This window comes from Mesorhizobium sp. M0870 (genome assembly GCF_040319775.1).
Lineage (GTDB): Bacteria > Pseudomonadota > Alphaproteobacteria > Rhizobiales > Rhizobiaceae > Mesorhizobium.
Genome location: NZ_JAMYOI010000001.1, coordinates 419170 through 440702 on the forward strand (window position 1 = coordinate 419170; position 21533 = coordinate 440702).

At 63.5% G+C, this 21533-nt stretch carries 14 protein-coding genes; 10 read left to right on the plus strand and 4 right to left on the minus strand.

The features are described 5' to 3' along the window. The 10 genes from NKH97_RS02030 (at position 1) to NKH97_RS02075 (ending at position 14128) form a co-directional block, all read left to right on the plus strand. Complete coding sequence (locus NKH97_RS02030; RefSeq protein WP_023808738.1) at positions 1-897, plus strand: class II glutamine amidotransferase; 897 nt, start codon at positions 1-3, stop codon at positions 895-897. A 4-nt stretch (positions 898-901) separates the two neighbouring features. Further along, positions 902-1627, plus strand: a complete 726-nt coding sequence (locus NKH97_RS02035) for a GltB/FmdC/FwdC-like GXGXG domain-containing protein (protein ID WP_023808739.1) — start codon at positions 902-904, stop codon at positions 1625-1627. A gap of 6 nt (positions 1628-1633) precedes the next feature. Beyond that, on the plus strand, positions 1634-2962 hold the full coding sequence (locus NKH97_RS02040; protein ID WP_023808740.1) for an FMN-binding glutamate synthase family protein: 1329 nt from the start codon (positions 1634-1636) through the stop codon (positions 2960-2962). Between the two features lie 62 nt (positions 2963-3024). Continuing rightward, the gene (gene glnT, locus NKH97_RS02045; protein WP_352440034.1) at positions 3025-4332 is read left to right on the plus strand and encodes a type III glutamate--ammonia ligase; all 1308 of its coding nucleotides are present in this window, start codon (positions 3025-3027) and stop codon (positions 4330-4332) included. A 36-nt stretch (positions 4333-4368) separates the two neighbouring features. Next, on the plus strand, positions 4369-5622 hold the full coding sequence (locus tag NKH97_RS02050; protein WP_127270293.1) for a sarcosine oxidase subunit beta family protein: 1254 nt from the start codon (positions 4369-4371) through the stop codon (positions 5620-5622). A gap of 17 nt (positions 5623-5639) precedes the next feature. After that, positions 5640-5915 carry a sarcosine oxidase subunit delta gene (locus NKH97_RS02055; protein WP_352440035.1) on the plus strand — a complete coding sequence of 92 codons (276 nt, stop codon included), beginning with the start codon at positions 5640-5642 and terminating at the stop codon, positions 5913-5915. Further along, the gene (locus NKH97_RS02060; protein WP_352795270.1) at positions 5915-8896 is read left to right on the plus strand and encodes a sarcosine oxidase subunit alpha; all 2982 of its coding nucleotides are present in this window, start codon (positions 5915-5917) and stop codon (positions 8894-8896) included. Before NKH97_RS02055 ends, NKH97_RS02060 begins: the two co-directional genes overlap by 1 nt. Next, positions 8889-9518 carry a sarcosine oxidase subunit gamma gene (locus NKH97_RS02065; protein WP_023808744.1) on the plus strand — a complete coding sequence of 210 codons (630 nt, stop codon included), beginning with the start codon at positions 8889-8891 and terminating at the stop codon, positions 9516-9518. The genes NKH97_RS02060 and NKH97_RS02065 overlap by 8 nt, the downstream gene beginning before the upstream one ends. 142 nt (positions 9519-9660) lie before the next feature. Further along, complete coding sequence (locus NKH97_RS02070) at positions 9661-12030, plus strand: trimethylamine N-oxide demethylase (RefSeq protein WP_352440037.1); 2370 nt, start codon at positions 9661-9663, stop codon at positions 12028-12030. A 388-nt stretch (positions 12031-12418) separates the two neighbouring features. After that, positions 12419-14128 (plus strand): trimethylamine N-oxide permease, encoded by a 1710-nt coding sequence (locus NKH97_RS02075; protein ID WP_128302425.1) that lies wholly within the window; start codon positions 12419-12421, stop codon positions 14126-14128. Positions 14129-14196: 68 nt separating this feature from the next. On the opposite strand, the gene NKH97_RS02080 is transcribed toward NKH97_RS02075, so the two are convergent. The 4 genes from NKH97_RS02080 to NKH97_RS02095 all read right to left on the minus strand — a co-directional run bounded on the left by NKH97_RS02080 (position 14197) and on the right by NKH97_RS02095 (position 21383). Further along, entirely contained in the window at positions 14197-17343 is a 3147-nt protein-coding gene (locus NKH97_RS02080) for an efflux RND transporter permease subunit (RefSeq protein WP_352795271.1), read from the minus strand. A gap of 199 nt (positions 17344-17542) precedes the next feature. After that, positions 17543-18694 (minus strand): efflux RND transporter periplasmic adaptor subunit, encoded by a 1152-nt coding sequence (locus NKH97_RS02085; RefSeq protein WP_352440039.1) that lies wholly within the window; start codon positions 18692-18694, stop codon positions 17543-17545. A 55-nt stretch (positions 18695-18749) separates the two neighbouring features. Further along, on the minus strand, positions 18750-19355 hold the full coding sequence (locus tag NKH97_RS02090; RefSeq protein ID WP_023808749.1) for a TetR/AcrR family transcriptional regulator: 606 nt from the start codon (positions 19353-19355) through the stop codon (positions 18750-18752). Positions 19356-19730: 375 nt separating this feature from the next. Further along, on the minus strand, positions 19731-21383 hold the full coding sequence (locus tag NKH97_RS02095) for an acyl-CoA synthetase (RefSeq protein WP_128302422.1): 1653 nt from the start codon (positions 21381-21383) through the stop codon (positions 19731-19733). Positions 21384-21533: the final 150 nt, after the last annotated feature.

The window sequence follows — 21533 nt, forward strand, 5'->3', positions numbered from 1 at the left end:
ATGTGTGGAATTGTCGGACTGTTTTTGAAGGACAAGTCGCTGGAGCCCCAGCTTGGCGCGATGCTGTCGCAGATGCTGATCTCGCTCAGCGATCGCGGTCCCGACAGCGCCGGCATTGCCATCTATGGCGCGCCTTCCAAAAATGAGGCCAAGATCACCATTCAGTCGGCCAAGCCGGACCGCGATTTCCGCGGCCTCGAGGCGGAGCTCGCCAAGGCCATCGGCACCCCGGTGACGATCGCGGTGAAATCCACCCATGCGGTCGTCAGGACCACGCCCGCCAAGATCGATGAAGCGCGCGAAACCATCCAGACGCTGCGCCCCGACATCCGCATCATGGGCGCCGGCGACGTTGTCGAGATCTACAAGGAAGTTGGCCTGCCCGAGGCGGTCGTCGATCGCTTCGATGTCCGCAAGATGACCGGCACGCATGGCATTGGCCACACCCGGATGGCGACGGAATCGGCTGTGACGACAATGGGCGCGCATCCGTTCTCGACCGGCGCCGACCAGTGCCTTGTGCACAATGGCTCGCTGTCGAACCACAACAATGTCCGCCGCGAGTTGATCCGCGAAGGCATGAAATTCGAGACCGAGAACGACACTGAAGTGGCCGCCGCCTATCTCTCGTCGCAGATGGCGCATGGCAAGAATCTCGGCGAAGCGCTGGAAGGCACGCTCTCCGACCTCGACGGCTTCTTCACCTTCGTCGTCGGCACCAAGAACGGCTTTGGCGTGGTGCGCGATCCGATCGCCTGCAAGCCCGCCGTGATGGCCGAGACCGACCAGTATGTCGCCTTCGGCTCGGAATATCGCGCGCTGACCAAACTGCCTGGCATAGACAATGCGAGGGTCTGGGAACCCGAACCCGCAACCGTCTATTTCTGGGAGCATTGAATTCATGCCGGCAACCACGCTTTCAAAGACGGCAGCACACGACCCTCGGGTCTTCGATCTCGACCAATTGTCGCTGCGTGAACTCAACCAGGCGCTGCACAATCTGGCTCCCGGCTCGAACGAAACGGCATGGGAAGTGCTGAACCCGAAAGGCAGCCATTCGGTCGCCGTCGGCGTCGACCAGCCTGTTGCCATCGATGTGCGCGGCAGCGTCGGCTATTATTGCGGCGGCATGAATTCCGGCAGCACCATCACCGTGCACGGCTCGGCGGGTCCCGGCGTCGGCGAGAACATGATGTCGGGCTCGATCACCATCAAAGGCGACGCCAGCCAGTATGCCGGCGCCACCGGCAAGGGCGGCCTGCTGGTCATCGAAGGCAATGCGTCGTCGCGCTGCGGCATTTCGATGAAGGGCATCGACATCGTCGTGCACGGCAATATCGGCCACATGTCGGCCTTCATGGCGCAGTCGGGCAATCTGGTGGTGCTGGGCGATGCCGGCGACGCGCTGGGCGATTCCATCTACGAGGCGCGTCTCTTCGTGCGCGGCAAGGTCGACAGCCTGGGTGCCGACTGTATCGCCAAGGAGATGCGGGCCGAGCATCTGGAATTGCTGCAAGGCCTGCTCGACCGTGCCGGCGTCACCGGCGTCAAGCCGTCGGAGTTCAAGCGCTACGGCTCGGCGCGCACGCTCTACAATTTCAATATCGACAACGCCGACGCGTATTGAGGCAGCATGACCTATCGCAACCCGCCGACGACGCCGCGCAAATCCGCGACCTTCGACGACTATACGCTTTCCGAGATCCGCCGTGCGGCGGCGACCGGCATCTATGACATCCGTGGCGCCGGCGCCAAGCGCAAGCTGCCGCATTTCGACGACCTCCTGTTCCTCGGCGCCTCGATCTCGCGTTATCCGCTCGAAGGCTATCGCGAACGCTGCGACACATCGGTCGTGCTGGGTTCACGCCATGCCAAGAAGCCGATCGAGCTGAAGATCCCGATCACCATCGCCGGCATGAGCTTCGGTTCGCTGTCGGGGCCCGCCAAGGAAGCGCTCGGGCGCGGCGCCACACTGTCGGGCACCTCGACCACCACCGGCGATGGCGGCATGACCGAGGAAGAGCGCGGCCATTCCAAGCAGCTGGTCTATCAATACCTGCCGTCGCGCTATGGCATGAACCTGCGCGATCTGCGCCGTGCCGATGCGATCGAAGTCGTCGTCGGCCAGGGCGCCAAGCCGGGTGGCGGCGGCATGCTGCTTGGCCAGAAGATTTCCGACCGCGTCGCCGAAATGCGCACGCTGCCGAAGGGCATCGACCAGCGCTCGGCCTCGCGCCATCCGGACTGGACGGGTCCCGACGATCTCGAGATCAAGATCCTCGAATTGCGCGAAATCACAGACTGGGAAAAGCCGATCTACGTCAAGGTCGGCGGTGCCCGGCCCTACTATGACACGGCGCTTGCCGTGAAGGCCGGCGCCGATGTCGTCGTCGTCGACGGCATGCAGGGCGGCACCGCCGCGACACAGGAGGTGTTCATCGAAAATGTCGGCATGCCGACGCTTGCCTGCATCAGGCCGGCGGTGCAGGCGCTGCAGGATCTCGGCATGCACCGCAAGGTGCAGTTGATCGTCTCCGGCGGCATCCGCAACGGCGCCGATGTCGCCAAGGCGCTGGCGCTCGGCGTCGACGCGGTCTCGATCGGCACGGCCGCCCTTGTCGCGCTCGGCGACAACGATCCCCGCTGGGAGGCGGAGTATAACGAGCTCGGCACCACGGCCGGCGCCTATGACGACTGGCACGAGGGGCGCGACCCCGCAGGCATCACCACGCAGGACCCCGAACTGATGAAGCGGGTCGACCCGGTGGCCGCCGGACGCCGGCTGGCGAACTACCTCAAGGTGATGACGCTGGAAGCGCAGACCATCGCCCGTGCCTGCGGCAAGAACAGCCTGCACAATCTGGAACCCGAGGACCTCGTCGCGCTGACGATCGAGGCAGCCGCCATGGCCGGCGTACCGCTGGCCGGCACCAACTGGATACCGGGGAAGAACGGCTTCTAATCAATGAAGGGCCGAAGCCCACACGCTCTGGGGCCACAATCGACAAAAAATGGGGAACTTCCGTGACAGTTGATCTTGCTGAATTCGCAAGGGCGAAAAACGTCAAATATTTCATGATTTCCTACACTGACCTGTTCAGTGGCCAGCGTGCCAAGCTGGTGCCGGCGCAAGCCATCGCCGACATGCAGAAGGATGGCGCCGGCTTTGCCGGTTTCGCCACCTGGCTTGATCTGACGCCAGCGCATCCCGACATGCTGGCGGTTCCGGATCCGGATTCGGTGATCCAGCTGCCGTGGAAGCCTGAGGTCGCCTGGGTCGCGGCCAACTGCATCATGGACGACAAGGAGGTCGACCAGGCGCCGCGCAACACGCTGAAGCGGCTGATCGCGGAGGCCGCCAGCGACGGCATGCATGTCAAGACCGGCGTCGAGGCCGAGTTCTTCCTGATCTCGCCGGACGGCAAGACGATTTCCGACGAATACGACACGGCCTCAAAGCCCTGCTACGACCAGCAAGCTGTGATGCGCCGCTATGACGTCATCGCCGAGATCTGCGACCACATGCTGGCGCTCGGCTGGGGCGCCTACCAGAACGACCACGAGGATGCCAACGGCCAATTCGAGATGAACTGGGCCTTCGACGACGCGCTGGCGACCGCCGACAAGCACTCGTTCTTCAAATTCATGGTCAAGTCGATCGCCGAGAAGCACGGCCTGCGCGCGACGTTCATGCCCAAACCCTTCCAGGGCCTGACCGGCAATGGCTGCCATGCCCATATCTCGGTCTGGGACAAATCGGGCAAGACCAACGTCTTCGCCGACAATGCGATGGAGCTTGGCCTGTCGGCCAAGGGCCGGAATTTCCTCGGCGGCATCATGAAGCATGCTTCCGCGCTTGCCGCGATCACCAACCCGACGGTCAATTCCTACAAGCGCATCAATGCGCCGCGCACCATTTCGGGCGCCACCTGGGCGCCGAACACGGTGACCTGGACCGGCAACAACCGCACCCACATGGTGCGCGTGCCCGGCCCCGGCCGCTTCGAACTGCGGCTGCCGGATGGTGCTGCCAACCCTTATCTGCTGCAGGCGGTTATCATCGCCGCCGGCCTCGACGGCATCCGCTCGAAGGCAGATCCCGGCAAGCGCTACGACATCGACATGTACCAGCATGGGCACACGGTGAAGGGCGCGCCAAAACTGCCGCTCAATCTGCTCGACGCGCTGCGCGAGTTCGACAAGGACAAATCGCTCAAGGCGGCGCTGGGTGAGGAATTCTCGTCGGCCTACCTAAAGCTGAAGCACCAGGAATGGAATTCCTATGCTTCGCACTTCACGCAATGGGAGCGCGACCACACGCTGGATATCTGACCACCAGCGCGGTGCGAGCGACCTCGGAATGAACGTATGAAATATTCGATCTTTTCGCTCGCCCGTGCTGCCCTGTCCGGCCACAAGAATTGGCAACGCACCTGGCGCGACGCCACGCCGAAGGACCGCTACGATGTGGTGATCATCGGCGGTGGCGGCCATGGCCTTGCCACCGCCTGGTTTCTCGCCAGCGAGTACGGCATCAAGAATGTTGCCGTGCTCGAAAAAGGCTGGATCGGCTCCGGCAATGCCGGCCGCAACACCACCATCATCCGCTCCAATTACGGCCTGCCAGGCAATACCGGCTTTTACGAATTGTCGATGAAGCTGTGGGAGCGGATGGAGCAGGACCTCAACTACAATGCAATGGTCAGCCAGCGCGGCGTCATCAACCTCTACCACTCCGACGCACAGCGCGACGCTTATGCGCGGCGCGGCAACACCATGCGTATCAACGGCATCGACGCCGAACTGCTCGACCTCGCTGCCGTCAAGAAGATGATACCGTTCCTGAACTTCGACAATGCGCGCTTTCCCGTGCAAGGCGGGCTGTTGCAGCGACGCGGCGGCACGGCGCGGCACGATGCTGTTGTCTGGGGCTATGCGCATGCGGCGAGCGAACTCGGCGTCGACATCATCCAGAATTGCGAAGTCACCGGCTTCGTCAGGGACGCCAATGGCAAGGTGACCGGCGTCGAGACGTCGCGCGGCAAGATCGGCGCCGGCAAGGTCGGTATGGCTGTTGCCGGAAGTTCATCGCGCGTCGCGGCGATGGCCGGCCTGCGCCTGCCCATCGAAAGCCATGTGCTGCAGGCCTTCGTCTCCGAGGCGATCAAGCCGCTCATCCCTGGTGTCATGACCTTCGGCGCCGGCCATTTCTACGTCAGCCAGTCCGACAAGGGCGGGCTGGTGTTCGGCGGCGACATAGACGGCTACAATTCCTATGCCCAGCGCGGCAATATGCCTGTCATGGAGGACGTCTGCGAGGGCGGCATGGCGCTGATGCCGATGATCGGCCGCGTGCGCTTGCTGCGCCAGTGGGGCGGCATCATGGACATGTCGATGGACGGTTCGCCGATCATCGACAAGACGCCGGTCGACGGGCTCTATCTCAACGCCGGCTGGTGCTATGGCGGCTTCAAGGCGACGCCGGGCTCCGGCTTCGTCTTTGCCCATCTTCTTGCGCGCGACGAATCGCACGAAGAAGCCGCGCGGTTCCGCCTCGACCGGTTCCGGACTGGCGCCATGATCGACGAAAAGGGCCAGGGCGCCCAACCGAACCTGCATTGAAGGCGGTCTAGAACAGCATGCGCATTGTCTGTCCCTTCTGCGGTGAACGCGAACTCGGCGAGTTCACCTATCTCGGCGACGCCAAGCCTGTGCGGCCCGAAGCCGGCGCCTCGGAAGACGAGGTCTTCGACTATGTCTATCTGCGCGACAATGTCGCCGGACAGACCAGCGAACACTGGTACCATGGCGGGGGTTGCCGGGCCTGGCTGAAGGTCACCCGCAACACGCTGACGCACGAGATTTCCGCCGTTGAGCCGGCGGCGGGTGCCGGCGCCGCGAAAGTCGGTGCGTGATGGCCGGCGCGCAGACACACCGGCTCGGCAATGGCGGTCTCATCGACCGGTCGGCGCCGCTGAACTTCCGCTTCGACGGCAAGGCTTTCTCCGGCTTCCAGGGCGACACGCTGGCCTCGGCGCTGATCGCCAATGGCGTCAAGCTGGTCGGCCGCTCGTTCAAATACCATCGCCCGCGCGGTATTCTCACCGCCGGTTCGGAAGAACCCAACGCATTGGTCGAGTTGCGCACGGGTGCACGGCGCGAGCCGAACACCAAGGCCACCACGGCCGAGCTTTATGAAGGGCTTGAAGCCGCGAGCCAGAACCGCTGGCCATCGCTGCGCCACGATATGATGTCGGTCAACCAGTTGTTCGCGCCGATCTTCGTCGCCGGCTTCTACTACAAGACCTTCATGTGGCCGGCGAAATTCTGGGAAGCAATCTACGAGCCGGCGATCCGTCGCGCCGCCGGCCTTGGCCGCGCCGCAGGCGTCGCCGATCCGGACCACTACGACAAGGCATGGGCGCATTGCGATGTGCTGATCGCCGGTTCAGGCCCGGCCGGTTTGGCCGCGGCATTGGCAGCCGGCCGCGCTGGTGCCCGCGTCATCCTGTGCGAAGAGGATTTTGTCCCCGGCGGCCGCCTGCTGTCGGATGACGGCACGATCGATGGTGTGCCGGCAGCCGAATGGCTGTCGCGGACGCTGGCTGAACTGGCTGATATGCCGGACGTCCGCATCATGACCCGCACGGCACTATTCGGCGTCTACGATGGCGGTACCTATGGCGCGATCGAGCGAGTCAACGACCACCTGCCCTCGCCGCCCGAGCATCAGGTGCGCCAGCGGCTGTGGCGGATCGTGGCCAAGCGCTGCGTTGTCGCGGCCGGCGCCATCGAACGGCCGATCGTCTTTGCCGGCAACGACACGCCCGGTGTGATGATGGCGTCCGCCATGCGCACCTATGTCGCGCGCTATGCGGCGACACCGGCGAAGCGCCTCGCGCTGTTCACCAACAATGAGGATGGCTGGCGCACTGTCGAGACGGCACTCGGTGCCGGTCTGCAGATCGCGGCGGTCATCGATGCACGGTCCGAAGTATCGCCGGCGCATCGTTCGCTGGCCTCCAAGGGCGGCTTCCCGGTGCTGCACGGTTCCGTCAGTGGCGTCGATGGCGGCAAGGATGGGGTCAGGAAAATCGCGGTGTCGCTGACCGGCGGCGCGCGCGCCGAAGTCGAAGCCGACGGGCTCGCCGTCTCGGGCGGCTGGAACCCGGCGGTTGGGCTGACCTCCTATCATCGCGGCCGGCCGAAATGGCGTGACGACATTGCCGCCTTCGTGCCCGACGGCGCGCCCTCCGGCATGGTCGCCGCCGGCGCCGCCAATGGCGATTTCGGGCTCGGCGCCTGCCTGAGCCAGGGATTTGCCGCCGGCGCGGCAGCGGCGCGTGACACGGGACATAGCGGCACAGTGGGTACCGCGCCTTTCGCCGACGACGAGGCATTCTCGCTGACGCCGCTCTGGCACGTCGCCGGCAAGGGCAAGGCTTTTGTCGATTACCAGCACGACGTCACCGCCTCTGACATCGAACTGGCGCAACGCGAAGGCTTTGAATCCGTCGAACACCTGAAGCGCTACACGACGCTCGGCATGGCCACCGACCAGGGCAAGACCTCTAATGTCGCCGGCCTTGCCATCATGGCCGCGGTCAGCGGCCGTTCGATCCCCGAGACCGGCACGACGATCTACCGGCCGCCTTACGTGCCGGTCGCCATCGGCGCCTTCGCCGGCCATCACCGCGACGAGACGTTCCATGCGACGCGGCTGACGCCGTCGCACCACTGGGCCGTGGAACAAGGTGCTGTCTTCGTCGACACCGGCCTGTGGAAGCGGGCACAGTGGTACCCCCGCGCGGGCGAGAAGGACTGGCTGGAATCGGTGACCCGCGAGGTCAAGGCGGTGCGCGGTGGCGTCGGCTTCTGCGATGTCTCGACGCTCGGCAAGATCGACGTGCACGGCCCCGATGCCGGCGCCTTCCTGGATCGCGTCTACATCAACACCTTCTCCAGCCTCGCAGTTGGCAAGGCGCGCTATGGGCTGATGCTGCGCGAGGACGGCATCGTCTATGACGACGGCACGACGTCGCGGCTGGCCGAGGACCATTATTTCCTGACCACCACCACGGCCAAGGCCGGGCTGGTGATGCAGCATCTCGAATTCTGCCGCCAGGTGCTGTTCCCGGAGCTCGACGTGCAGCTCACTTCCGTCTCCGACCAGTGGGCGCAATTCTCGATCGCCGGGCCGAAGACACGCGACCTGCTGAGGGAAATCGTCGATCCGACCGAGGACCTTTCCAACGAAGGCTTTCCATTCATGGGCGCGCGCGAAGTAGCACTTCGCGGGGGCCTGAGGGCAAGGCTGTTCCGCATCTCGTTCTCAGGCGAGATGGCTTTCGAGATTTCGGTGCCGGCGCGCTTTGGCGATGCCATGGCGCGCAATTTGATGCTGGCCGGAGCGCCATTCGGCGTGACGCCTTACGGCACCGAGGCGCTCGGTGTCATGCGCGTTGAAAAGGGTCACGTCGCCGGACCGGAACTGAGCGGCACGACGACAGCCGCCGATCTTGGCCTCGGCAAAATGATGTCGACCAAGAAGGATTTCATCGGCCGCGTGATGGCCGGACGCGAGGCACTGATCGCCCCGGATCGCCAGGTCGTGGTCGGCATCAAGCCGACCGACAAGGGCCGCCGCTTGCGCTCTGGCGCGCACATCATCCCGAAGGGTCAGACGCCCGGCCCCGGCAACGACCAGGGCTATGTCACCTCGGTCTGCTTCTCGCCGACGTTGGGTCAGTGGATCGGGCTCGCGCTTGTCGAACGCGGCCGCGAGCGCATCGGCGAGATCGTCCACGCGCATGATCCATTGCGCGGCGAAGACTACGATGTCGAACTCTGCAATCCCGTCTTCTACGATCCGGATGGAGGGCGTCAGCGTGGTTGATTTTTCCTGGACTCCCCGCAGTCCGCTTGAAAAAGCGCTTGTCACCGGTGCGCATGGTGCACGCGGTATCGAGGCTGGCGTCTCGCTGACCGAGGTTCGCAATTTTGATCCGATCCAGGTGATGGCGCGGCGCGGCAAAGGAGCCGAACTGGCAAAGGCGACTAGGACCCGCTTCGGCATCGCGGCACCGGATGCGCCGAAGGCGGTACAAACTCCGGATGCCACGCTGATCTGGTCGGGGCCGGATCAGTTCTTGATCCTGTCGAAAAGTGGCAAGCACACGATGTGGACGCTGGCGCCGGCATTCACCGGTCCCGCTTCGCTATCGGACCAGTCGCATGCACGCGCGTTGATCAGCGTTTCCGGAATCCAGGCGCGCGCCATGCTCGCCAAGCTGTCGTCGATCGACCTGCATGCCGCCTCGTTTCCGATTGGTGCCGCTGCTGCGACGTCGATGGACCACACCAGCGTCACGCTCTGGCGCGGGAATGATCGGCCGGATGGCCTGGCGGTGTTCAACCTCCTGGTGTTCGCGACCTTTGCCGAAAGCCTTTGGCATACGATGCTCGACTCGGCTGCGGAGTACGGCGTTACGGTCAGCCATTCCGAGGATTTCGAATAGCGTTTGCGCGCGCCCCACCTTCTCCCTTGGGGGAGAAGGGAAGAAGTGCGCTTCGCCTTGCCAAACGCACGCGCACTGCTATTCTTACCGCTAAAATAATTTCACACACAGGCAAACTTGTTTCTCGAACCGCAAGGCTGAGATGAGCCAGTCGCCCTACCCCGCAATTGCCGCCGGACCGCCGCGGCCGAGCCTCATCCTGAGGCCCGGCCAGATCGCGCTGCCGCCGGGCATGGAGCGTTATACGATCCATGGCAATGGCGCGGTGCTCATCGATATCATGGCCGGCGACACGATCACCGTGCGCAATGTCGAGGGTGGCCAGGCCTGCGAGTTGCTGGCCTGGGACAGGACCGGCGCGACCGATCCCGGCATTTTCGGTGAAGCATCGGACAGCAACGCTGCCGGCATCAAGGCGCTGCTCATAGAGGACGACGACAGCCTCGCATCGCTACGGAGCGGGCTCGCGCGCCGGCAGGTGCAGCTTGACCATGCCAAGGCGGTGCGGGTGTTCGGCGCCACTACGCCTGCCGGTACAGAACAAACATTCACGGTCACGCGTGACGGCTCGATGCTGATTGCGGCCCCCGGCGGGCCGATGCTGGTCGACGGTCACGACACGGCGACGCCGCTGACCGCCATCGTTCGCCGCGCCACGATCCGCCCGGCGGCGAAATCGCTGTTGGCGGACCCGCTGGCCGACCCGGTGCTCGATTTGCGTGTCCATTCGGCGACGGCGGAGGCCTATTTCGTCAAGGCCGGTGACTATCTGCAGATCATCGATGTCGACGGCCGCCAGTGCACCGACTTCCAGTGCTTTTCGGCGCGCAAGCTGGACAGGGGACTGGATCATCCGCTCGACGTGACGACAACGCGCACGCTGATGGGTGCGAGCTACCCGATGCCCGGCCTGCATTCCAAATACTATGACCAGGACATGGAGCCGCTGGTCGAGGTGGTGCAGGACACATGCGGTCGGCACGACGCCTTCGCGCTCGCCTGCGCCGCCAAATATTACGACGACATCGGCTATCCCGGCCACACCAACTGCTCTGAGAACTTTAATCGCGCGTTGTTGGACAAAGGCGTCACGCCCCGCGCCGGCTGGATGGCGATCAACTTCTTCTTCAACACCGCGATCGACGCGCATGGCGTCATGGTGTCCGACGAGCCGTGGTCGCGGGCGGGCGACTACGTGCTGCTGCGGGCGCTCACCGACATCGTCTGCGTTTCCTCCGCCTGCCCCGACGACACGACGCCGGCCAATGGCTGGAACCCGACCGACATCCATGTGCGGACCTATTCCGGCCAGCACAAATTCTCGCGAGCGATCGCCAGACGCATGACGCCCGATTCGGAACCGAAAATGACCCGCGAGACAGCTTTTCATTCGAGCTTTGCCAAGCACACCCGCAACTTCGGCGAGTACAGGGGCTATTGGCTGGCCAATTCCTTCGCCAAGGACGGGCCGATCGCCGAATACTGGGCCTGCCGGCAGGACGCGGTGATCATGGACCTGTCGCCGCTGCGCAAGTTCGAGGTTACCGGTCCGGATTCCGAAGCGCTGCTGCAATACACGCTGACCCGCGAGGTCAAGAAGCTGGGCGTCGGCCAGGTGGTCTACTCGGCGATGTGCTACGAGCATGGCGGCATGGTCGACGACGGCACCCTGCTGCGGCTCGGCAAGGACAATTTCCGCTGGGTCGGCGGCGACGATCTGTCCGGCGAATGGCTGCGCGAGACGGCCGCCAAGCTGGGTCTCAACGTGCTGGTGCGCTCGTCGACCGACCAGATGCACAATGTCGCCGTGCAGGGTCCGAAGAGCCGCGACATCCTGCGAGAAGTGATCTGGACTTCGCCATTGCAGCCATCGATCGACGAACTCGAATGGTTCCGCTTCGCCGTCGCCCGCATTGGTGGCGGCAACGGCATTCCGGTCGTGGTCTCGCGCACCGGCTATACCGGCGAGCTCGGCTACGAGATCTGGTGCCATCCGCGCGACGCCGAAAAAGTGTTCGACGCCATCTGGGAAGCCGGCCAGTCGCATGGACTGAAGCCGATGGGGCTGCAGGCGCTGGACATGGTGCGCATCGAGGCCGGGCTGATCTTCGCCGGCTACGAATTCTCCGACCAGACCGACCCGTTCGAGGCCGGCATCGGCTTCACCGTGCCGCTGAAGAGCAAGACCGACGATTTCATCGGCCGCGAAGCGCTGATCCGCCGCAAGGAGCACCCGCAGACGAAGCTGGTCGGCCTCGACATCGAGGCCAATGTCGACGTCGGCCATGGCGATTGCGTGCATGTCGGCCGCGCCCAGATCGGCGTGGTCACGTCGGGCATGCGTTCTCCGATGCTGAACAAGACCATCGCGCTGGCCAGGCTCGACGTCACCCATTCAGCTGTCGGTACCGAGGTCGAGATCGGCAAGCTCGACGGCCATGCCAAGCGGCTGCCGGCGCGCGTCGTCGCCTTCGCCCACTACGATCCGCAAAAGACCAAACCACGCTCCTGACGGCCTTCCTCCCAAGACAGTGAGGCCGTGCTGGCAGTTCGTGATAGGAATTTTTTCTTGACCTGCTGAGGGCAGCTATGCTACATATTCGTCCATGGTGCTGATTTGCGCCGCGACCCGCCTCCGGCGGGTTTTTCGTTTCCAGACCCCTGGTCCTTTTCCGAACAATCCTGCCCGCCAGTGTGAAGCTGACATGTTTCGCAAGCGGGATGTGCACGGCGCGACAATTCGCTTGACCTGAAAGCGCGCCGGATCAATCTTCACTGTTAAGAAAAAAATACGACTGAGTGGAAACACCGGCAGTCGAACAATGCATGCGTCGATGGTGAAGCCTCGCGAAGCCGCGGCGGTCACGAACGCGGAACATCAAAATGGGGAACAAAGACATATGAGCACGATAGTGACTGTCCTGGAGCCGCTTGCCGAAGGCAAGTTGCACCGAAATATCGACTGGCGCGGCGCCTTCTGGGTGGCGAGCGGTGTGCCTGCCCTCGTCCTGTTCTCGATCGGCGGCATTGCCGGCACGACCGGCACGCTGGCCTTCGCGATCTGGATCTTCTCCATGATCATGGGCTTCCTGCAATCCTTCACCTATGCCGAAATCGCCGGCCTGTTTCCGAACAAGTCGGGCGGCGCGTCGATCTACGGCGCCACCGCATGGCTGCGCTATTCCAAGTTCATCGCGCCGCTGTCGGTGTGGTGCAACTGGTTCGCCTGGTCGCCGGTGCTATCGCTCGGCTGCTCGATCGCCGCCGCCTATATCCTCAACGCGTTGGCGCCGGTGCCGCTGTTCACCGATGCCTCGCCCGAAGTCGTCGCCTATATCGCCGCGCATGCCGGGACGAGTGCCGCCGACGCCATCACGGCGGTGACCGCCGCGGCAACGCCGGTGATCCGCAACTGGACGCTCTACAGCCACACGCTGGGGCCGGTCTCGTTCACCCTCAACGCGACCTTCTTCATCGGTGCGGTGCTGATGCTGATCATCTTCGCCATCCAGCATCGCGGCATCCTCGGCACTGCCAACGTGCAGAAATATATCGGCCTGCTGGTCATCATTCCGATGCTGATCGTCGGCGTGGTGCCGATCGTCACCGGCCAGATCAACTGGGCGAATTTCTCGCCGCTGGTGCCGCTGGCGGCCGCCTATGCGCCCGAACCCGGCGCCTGGAACATTGCCGGCTGGACGCTGGTGCTTGGCGGCATGTTCATCGCCGCTTGGTCGACCTACGGTTTCGAGACCGCCGTCTGCTACACCTCGGAGTTCAAGAACCCGGGCACCGACACGTTCAAGGCGATCTTCTATTCCGGCCTTTTGTGCATGCTGCTGTTCATCCTGGTGCCGTTCACCTTCCAGGGCGTGCTTGGCCTCAACGGCATGCTGGCGACACCGATCGTCGACGGCTCCGGTGTCGCCGACGCGCTGGCCGGCATGGTCGGCGGCGGCGCACTGATCCACAGCCTCTTGGTGATGCTGATGATCCTGGCTCTGGTTCTGTGCATCATGACCGCCATGGCAGGCTCTTCGCGCACGCTCTACCAGGGCTCGGTCGATGGCTGGCTGCCGCGCTATCTCAGCCATGTCAACGAACATGGCGCGCCGACGCGGGCAATGTGGACCGATCTCGTCTTCAACCTGATCGTGCTGGCCATCGCCTCTGCCGACGCGACGAGCTTCTTCTTCATCCTCGCCGTGTCGAACTGCGGCTATATCATCTTCAACTTCCTCAACCTCAACGCCGGCTGGATCCACCGCATCGACAACGGCCATATCGCCCGGCCCTGGAAAGCACCGAGCTGGTTGCTCGGCGTCGGCGCGATCTTCGCCTATGTCAACATGATCTTCATGGGCGCCGGCGCCAAGGTGTGGAACCCGATGGCGCTGTGGGCCGGCCTGATCACCGCGGCCCTGATCATCCCGGTGTTCTGCTTCCGCCACTATATCCAGGACAAGGGCAAGTTCCCCGACCACATGCTGGCCGATCTCGGCATGACGGGGGCCGACCTCTCGGTCAAAAAGGCGGGGATGCTGCCTTATCTGACGCTGGTCGCCGGCGTGGTGGTGATGCTGCTCGCCAACTGGTTCTTCGTCATCTGACCTCGTAAAAGTGAAAAGGACCGGGCGCGCTTCGGCGCGTCCGATCCTTTTCGACTGGCGTGATCGATCTATTCGGCGGCCAGCGCCAGTTGCGGCTTTTCGGCTTCCTGGCTCAGTTCCAGATCGTCCGTCCGCCCCTCCGCCCCGCGCTTCTTCGGCTCCTGGCCGAAGAACAGGGCGTAACCGGCCGGCAGGACCAGGATGGTCAGCACCGTGGCAACGAGGATGCCGCCCATCATGGCGTAGGCGAGCGGACCCCAGAAGACGCCGCGCGAGATCGGGATCAGCGCCAGCACCGCCGTCAGCGCCGTCAGCGTGATCGGCCGGAAACGGCGAACGGCCGAACCGATGATCGCCTCGTAGCGGTCCATGCCCGCGGCGATGTCCTGGTCGATCTGGTCGACCAGGATGATCGAGTTGCGCATAATGATGCCGAGCAGCGCGATGACGCCGAGAATGGCGACGAAGCCGAACGGCGCGCCGCTGATCAAGAGTGCCGCGGCAGCACCGATAATGCCAAGCGGACCGGTCGCCAGCACCAGCATCGCCTTGCCGAAGTTCTGCAGCTGGATCATCAAAAGCACGACGATGACGGCCAGCATGATCGGCGCCTTGGCGGCGATCGAAGCTTGGCTTTCCGCCGAATCCTCCGCACCGCCCTGGATCTCGACCTTGTAGCCGGGCGCCAATCCGTCACGCAGGCCCTGCATATCCTTGTACAGTTTGGTGACGACGTCATTGGACTGCACGCCGTCGGGCAGCGTTGCCCGCACACTGATGGTCGGCAGACGGTCGCGGCGCCACTCGATGCCTTGCTCCAGCACCGGCACCACCTTGGCAACCTGCGACAGCGGCACGAAGCCACCGAAGTCGGTCGGGATATAGACCGAGTCGACCGAGGACAGCAGGCTGCGGCTGGCATCCGGCTCGCGGGCGACGATGGACACCGTCTCCTCGCCGTCGCGGAAGTCGTCGAGCGGCGCGCCGGACATCGCCGCCTGCAGCATCTGGCGGATGCGCTGCGAGGTGACGCCGAGTGCGCGGGCACGATCCTGGTCGATGACCAGCTTCATCGCCGGAACCGGCTCCAGCCAGTCATCATGCACGGCGCCAAGCAGCGGATCCTCGCGGAACTTCGCCTTCACCTGGTCGGCGATGCGGCGCACCTCCTGGCGATCCGGCCCCATGACGCGCATCTGCACCGGCCAGCCGGTCGGCGGGCCGAGGAACAGACGATCGACTTTGGCACGGATGGATGGGAAGTCTTGCGCCAGGACGGTGCGCAACTTGGCGATCAGCCGTTCGCGGGCCGGTTCGTCATTAGCCATGACGAGCAGCTGGGCGAAGTTGGGGTTGCTCAGCTGCTGGTCGAGCGGCAGGAAGAAGCGCGGCGCGCCTTCGCCGATATAGGTGGCGATGAAACGCTTGTCCTTGTCGTCCATCATCTTGGTTTCGAGCGCCTTGGCCTGCGCCTCGACTTCCTTGATGCTGGTGCCTTCCGGCAGCCAAAGGTCGACAAGGATTTCCGGCCGCGACGATTGCGGGAAGAAGTTCTGCGGAATGAACTGGAAAGCCCACAGGCTGGTGCCGAAGGTGACCAGCGTCATCACCAGGACGATGATGCGATGGCGCACGGCCCAGCTGACGGTAGCACGAAGCCGGCGGTAGAAACGTGTGTCGAAGACATCGTGATGGCTGCCGGCATGCTTGCGCTGCTTGAGGATCATGTTGCCGAGCCATGGCGTGAAATAGACCGCGACGAACCAGGAGACGATCAGCGCGATGCCGACGACATAGAACAGGGTGCGGACATATTCGCCGGCGGTCGAGGCCGCGAAGCCGACCGGAATGAAGCCGGCTGTGGTGATCAGCGTGCCGGTCAGCATCGGGAAGGCGGTCGAGGAATAGGCGAAGCTCGCCGCCTCGACCTTGACCATCCCCTCCTCCAGCTTGCGCTCCATCATCTCGACGACGATCATCGCGTCGTCGACCAGAAGACCGAGCGCGATGATCAGCGCGCCGAGCGAGATGCGCTGCAGGTCGATGCCGAGTTCGTACATGATGGCGAAGGTCGCAGCCAGCACCAGCGGGATGGCGATGGCGATGACCAGGCCGGAACGCCAGCCTATCGACAGGAACGAGACGACGAGCACGATCAGCAGCGCTTCGCCAAGCGCATGCATGAACTCGGCCACCGCATCGGTGACGACGCCGGGCTGGTCGGAGATCTGGTCGACCGCAACGCCGTAGGGCAGCGCCTCTTCGAAGCGCTTGTAGGTGGCCTCGACATCCTTGCCGACGTCGGTAACCTTGAAGCCCTTGGCCATGACGACGCCCAACTGCACGCTGTCGTGACCGTTGAAGCGGTATTTGCGCTGGAACGGATCTTCCAGCCCCGAGGTCACCGTGGCGATGTCGCCCAGCCTTGTGACCTGTCCGCCGGCGCGCAGGCGCAGGTTCCGGATATCCTCGACCTTGCCGACATCGCCCTCGACGGAGATGCGTACCGAGTTGGTGCCGGTATCGACGGAGCCGGCCGGGTCGACATTGTTCTGTCCCTTGATCGCATTCTGCAGATCGGTCAGCGTCAGGCCGCGTTCGGCCAGGGCCTTGGACGAGACGTCGATATAGAGCTTTTCCGGCTGGTCGCCGATGATAACGGCCTTCTCGACGCCAGGCGTCGTCAAAAGCATGTCGCGCGCCTGGATGGCGAACTTCTTCAGCTCGGGATAGCTGAAGCCATCGCCGCTGATCGAATGCAGCGTGATGAAGGTGTCGCCGAACTCGTCGTTGAAATAGGGGCCGAGCAGACCTTGCGGCAAGTCACCGGCAATGTCACCGACCTTCTTGCGCACCTGGTAGAAAGCGTCCGTCACCTCGGCGGTGTTGGTGTCGCCCTTGATCTGCACAGTGATGATGGCGCTGCCGGCGCGGGTGAAGGAGCGCACGAAATCGAGATGCGGCGTTTCCTGCAGCTTGCGTTCGATCTTGTTGACGACCTGGTCTTCCATCTCCTTGATCGAGGAGCCCGGCCAGATCGCCTGGACGACCATGATCCGGAAGGTGAAATCGGGATCTTCCTTCTGGCCCATACGCATCAGGCCGAGCGCGCCGGAAATGATGATCAGGCCGAACAGGAACCGCGCAATGGCGGGATGGCCGATTGCCCAGCGCGACAGGTTGAAGGGCCGCTTCTCTTCCGTGGAATTGGTCATCGACGCTGGTCCATCTATCTAGCGCAACAAAATCGAGGGTTCGTAGTGGCTTCCGGGCGGCAAGGCTCTCCGAGAGGAGAAACGCTCATCGCGGTGGGACGCGAAATCGACGTGGGGGTTACATCAATCGAGCGTCTCGGTCGGGCGCCTGCCGCCCGGAAACCAGCGACTGCGGGAACGCGCAGCCGGTTGTCTGTCGTCAGCGCACCTGCTTGGCGTCGCCGTCTGCCGCGGATGCCGATTGCAGCGCCGTCTCACCGGCGAGCTTCACCTTCAGGTTTTCGGTCATGAATTGCGTGCCGGCGGCGACCACGACATCGCCGGGGTTCAAACCCTCTGCGACACGCACCCCATCGGCGGCGAATTCGGCGACCTTGATCGGACGGGCATGAACGGTGTCGGCGCCACGATTGACGGTCCAGACGATCGATTGCGTGCCTTGCTCGGCCAGTGCGCTCAGCGGGATCGAGACCAGCTGCCGCTCATTGGCCGCCGAGGCTTCGATGCTGGCGGTCATGCCGAGCAGCACACGCGGATCGTTGGGCAGGCTGACGCGGACGGCAAAGGTGCGTGACTGCGGATCGGCGCTGCCGGCGACTTCGCGGACCTTGCCATCGAGCGCCAGCGCATCGTCGGACCAGAAGCCCGCCTTGACGGCCTTGCCCGGCTTGAATTCGGCGATTTCCATTTCGGGAACGGCGATCAGCACTTCCTTTTCGCCGTCGACAGCGACAGTAACAACCGGCGTGCCGGAACCGACCACCTGGCCGACGTCGGCGCTGACGGTGGTGACGATGCCATCCCTGTCGGCCTTGAGATCGGTATAACCGACCTGGTTCTTCGCCTGAGCAAGTGTCGAAAGGGCGGAATCACGCGTGGCGACCGCTTGGTCATAGGTCAAGGTCGCCTGTTCGAGCTGTGATTTCGGGGCAAAATTCTTGGCAAAAAGCTGCTCGGCACGCTTGCGGGCAAGCTCTACGGTCTCGACCTGCCGCTCGGCGGCATCGAGCGCTGCCTGCGCGCTCTTGACCGAAAGGTCGTAGTCAATGGGATCGATGCGGGCGAGCACATCGCCCGAGGCCACATGCTGGCCGATATCGACGAGGCGCTCGGTGATCTTGCCATTGACGCGGAACGCCAGAGCGCTCTCGGTGCGGGCCCGCACCGATCCGGAATAGGAGAGCATGCGGGTGTCATGCACCTTCGCGATCTCGACAACCTTGACCGGACGGATAATATCCTTGACTCCGGCTTTTTCCTGGCTGCAGCCGGCAAGCCCGAGAGTGGCGGTGACAAGCAGCACCGGGCCCACAGCCGGCAGCCTGCCGATGATTGAACTGAACGAAGACACGCGCGTACTCCCGAAATGGAGATGAATCGTTGAACCGGCGCCCGGCGGGCGGCGGCTACTTCAAAGCCTTGATTGCATAGTCGATGAGGTCGTCAGGCATTGCCCGGTTGGTCTTGGCAAGGCATTGCGCCACCATCTGCGGATGACACAGGATGACGGTCGCGGCGCCGAAACAGCGAGACGCGATCACCGGATCCTGTTTTCTGAACTCACCGGCCTCGATGCCGTCACGAATGATTTCCGCAAACAGGTCGTGGATGCTGTCGACATGCTTGTCGATCACACCCCAATCCCGTTCGAGGGCGACGATGACCATCTCGTGGACCTTTTGGTCGTCGAGCATGACCTCCATCGTCATCTTGTATTGCGCATGCACGTAACGCCGGAGCCGCTCCTCGGCGCTGATCGGCAGGCGCGAAATCTCGTAGGCCATCTTGTAGCTGGCACCGAGCATCCGGCCGCAGACGGCCTGGTGGATTTCGACCTTGGAGGCGAAGAAACGATAGATGTTGGCGGGCGACATGCCGAGTTCACGCGCGATGTCGGCGACATTGGTCTTGCCGTAGCCATAATGCCGGAACAGGCGCTCGGCGCAATCGAGAATGCGCGTTACATTTTCCTGTCGGGCGGCTTCGGCGACTATGGTGGCGGCTTCGGACATGATCCTCTGTCAATTTACGAGTGACGAATTTCGATTTTCGTCACTCGTAAATTGAAAAGAGCGGCCTGTCAACGCGGATTCGATGTACGCGTACGAATGGTGACAGATGGTGACAGATGGTGACAGTGAGAAGGTGGAATCGACGATCGCTATTAGCGGCTGGCCCTGATGAATTCGTCATCCTAGGGCGAAGCAAGGAGCGAAGCGACGCGGCGCAGACCCTAGGATCCATGCCGCGACGTCTGCTGAGGAGTGTGGCGGATCAAGAAGTTACGCTGGTAAGCGCGCCCTGTCATCCTCGACGTTGGAGCATGGCTGAGAGGTCACGGCATGGATCCTAGGGTTTCCGCGACGTCGCTTCGCGACTGCTCCACCCTAGGATGACGAAGTCAGGTCCTTTGCCATCTCGCGCAACCGGAATTTCTGGATCTTGCCGGTCGAGGTCTTCGGGATTTCGGCGAAGATGACCGCCTTCGGCACCTTGAACCGGGCAAGCAGCGCGCGGCAGTGATCGATGATCTCGGCTTCGGTCGCGATCTTGCCGGGCTTCAGCTCGACATAGGCGACAGGCACCTCGCCCCATTTGTCGTCGGGCCTGGCGACGACGCCGCAAGAGGCAACCGACGGGTGCTTGTAGAGCGCGTCCTCGACCTCGATAGAGGAAATGTTCTCGCCACCGGAGATGATGATGTCCTTGGAGCGGTCCTTGAGCTGGATGTAGCCATCGGGGTGCATGACGCCGAGATCGCCGGAATGGAACCAGCCGCCGGCGAAGGCTTCGTCGCTCGCCTTGCGGTTTTTCAGGTAGCCCTTCATGACGATGTTGCCGCGGAACATGACCTCGCCGATGGTCTCGCCATCGGCCGGTGTCGTCCGCATCGTCTCGGGGTCCATGACTGTCAGGCCTTCGAGCGCTGCATAGCGCACGCCCTGCCGCGCCTTCCTGGCGCTGCGCTCGCCCTTTTCGAGATCATCCCAGGCGCCATGCCATTCGTTGACGACCGCCGGGCCATAGGTCTCGGTCAGGCCGTAGAGATGGGTGACGGCAAATCCGGCATCCGCCATCCCCGATAGCACCGCTTCCGGCGGGGGTGCTGCGGCGGTGTTGAAAGTGACCGTCTGCGGAAATACGCGCTTGTCCTCGTCCCTGGCATTGATCAGCACCGACATGACGACCGGCGCGCCGCACAGATGGGTGACGCCCTGATCGGCGATCGCATCGTAGACCGGCTTCGGCCGCACCCAGCGCAGGCAGACATGGGTGCCGGCCTGGACTGCGAGCGTCCACGGAAAGCACCAGCCATTGCAGTGGAACATCGGCAGCGTCCAGAGATAGATAGCGTGCTTGGCCATGCCGGCATGAATGGTGTTGGTGTAGGCCATCAGCGCGGCACCGCGATGGTGGTAGACGACGCCCTTCGGATTGCCTGTCGTTCCGGAGGTATAGTTCAGCGAGATCGCGTCCCACTCATCGTCGGGCATCGACCAGGCGAAGTCCGCGGCGCCCCCGGCGATGAAGTCCTCATAGTCGAGCGAACCGATGCGCTCACCCTTCGGGTACGGCGCGTCGGCGGCGTATTCGGGATCGTCATAGTCGATGACCAGCGGCTTGACCTTGGCCAGTTCCAGGGCCTGTCTGACGACGCCGGAGAATTCGCGGTCGACGATCAGCACCTTGGTCTCGGCATGATCGAGCTGGAAGGCGATGACCGCGGCATCGAGGCGGGTGTTGAGCGAATGCAGCACCGCCTTGGTCATCGGCACACCGAAATGCGCCTCCAGCATCGGCGGCGTGTTTGACAGCATGACGGTGACGGTGTCGCCCTTGCCGATGCCGCGCCTGTCGAGCGCCGAGGCAAGCTTCAGCGACCGCTGCCAGAAGGTGCGATAGTCGATGCGCTGGCGGCCATGGATGATGGCGATATGGTCGGGATAGGTCTTGGCCGCGCGCTCCAGATAGGTGAGCGGCGTCAACGGCTGATGGTTGGCCGCGTTCTTGTCGAGATCCTGTTCGTAAGGACTGCCCATCCCATGCTCCCCCGCGGTTTTCTTTCAGACGTTCTAATCACAGGCTCGGGCCGCGTCACCACAAACGATGCCACGACAGAGCGCATTCGGCGCAATGATGAACCAGATTCGGCGTAAGCGGGAGCATCGCATACCTCTGCCCAGTTTGAC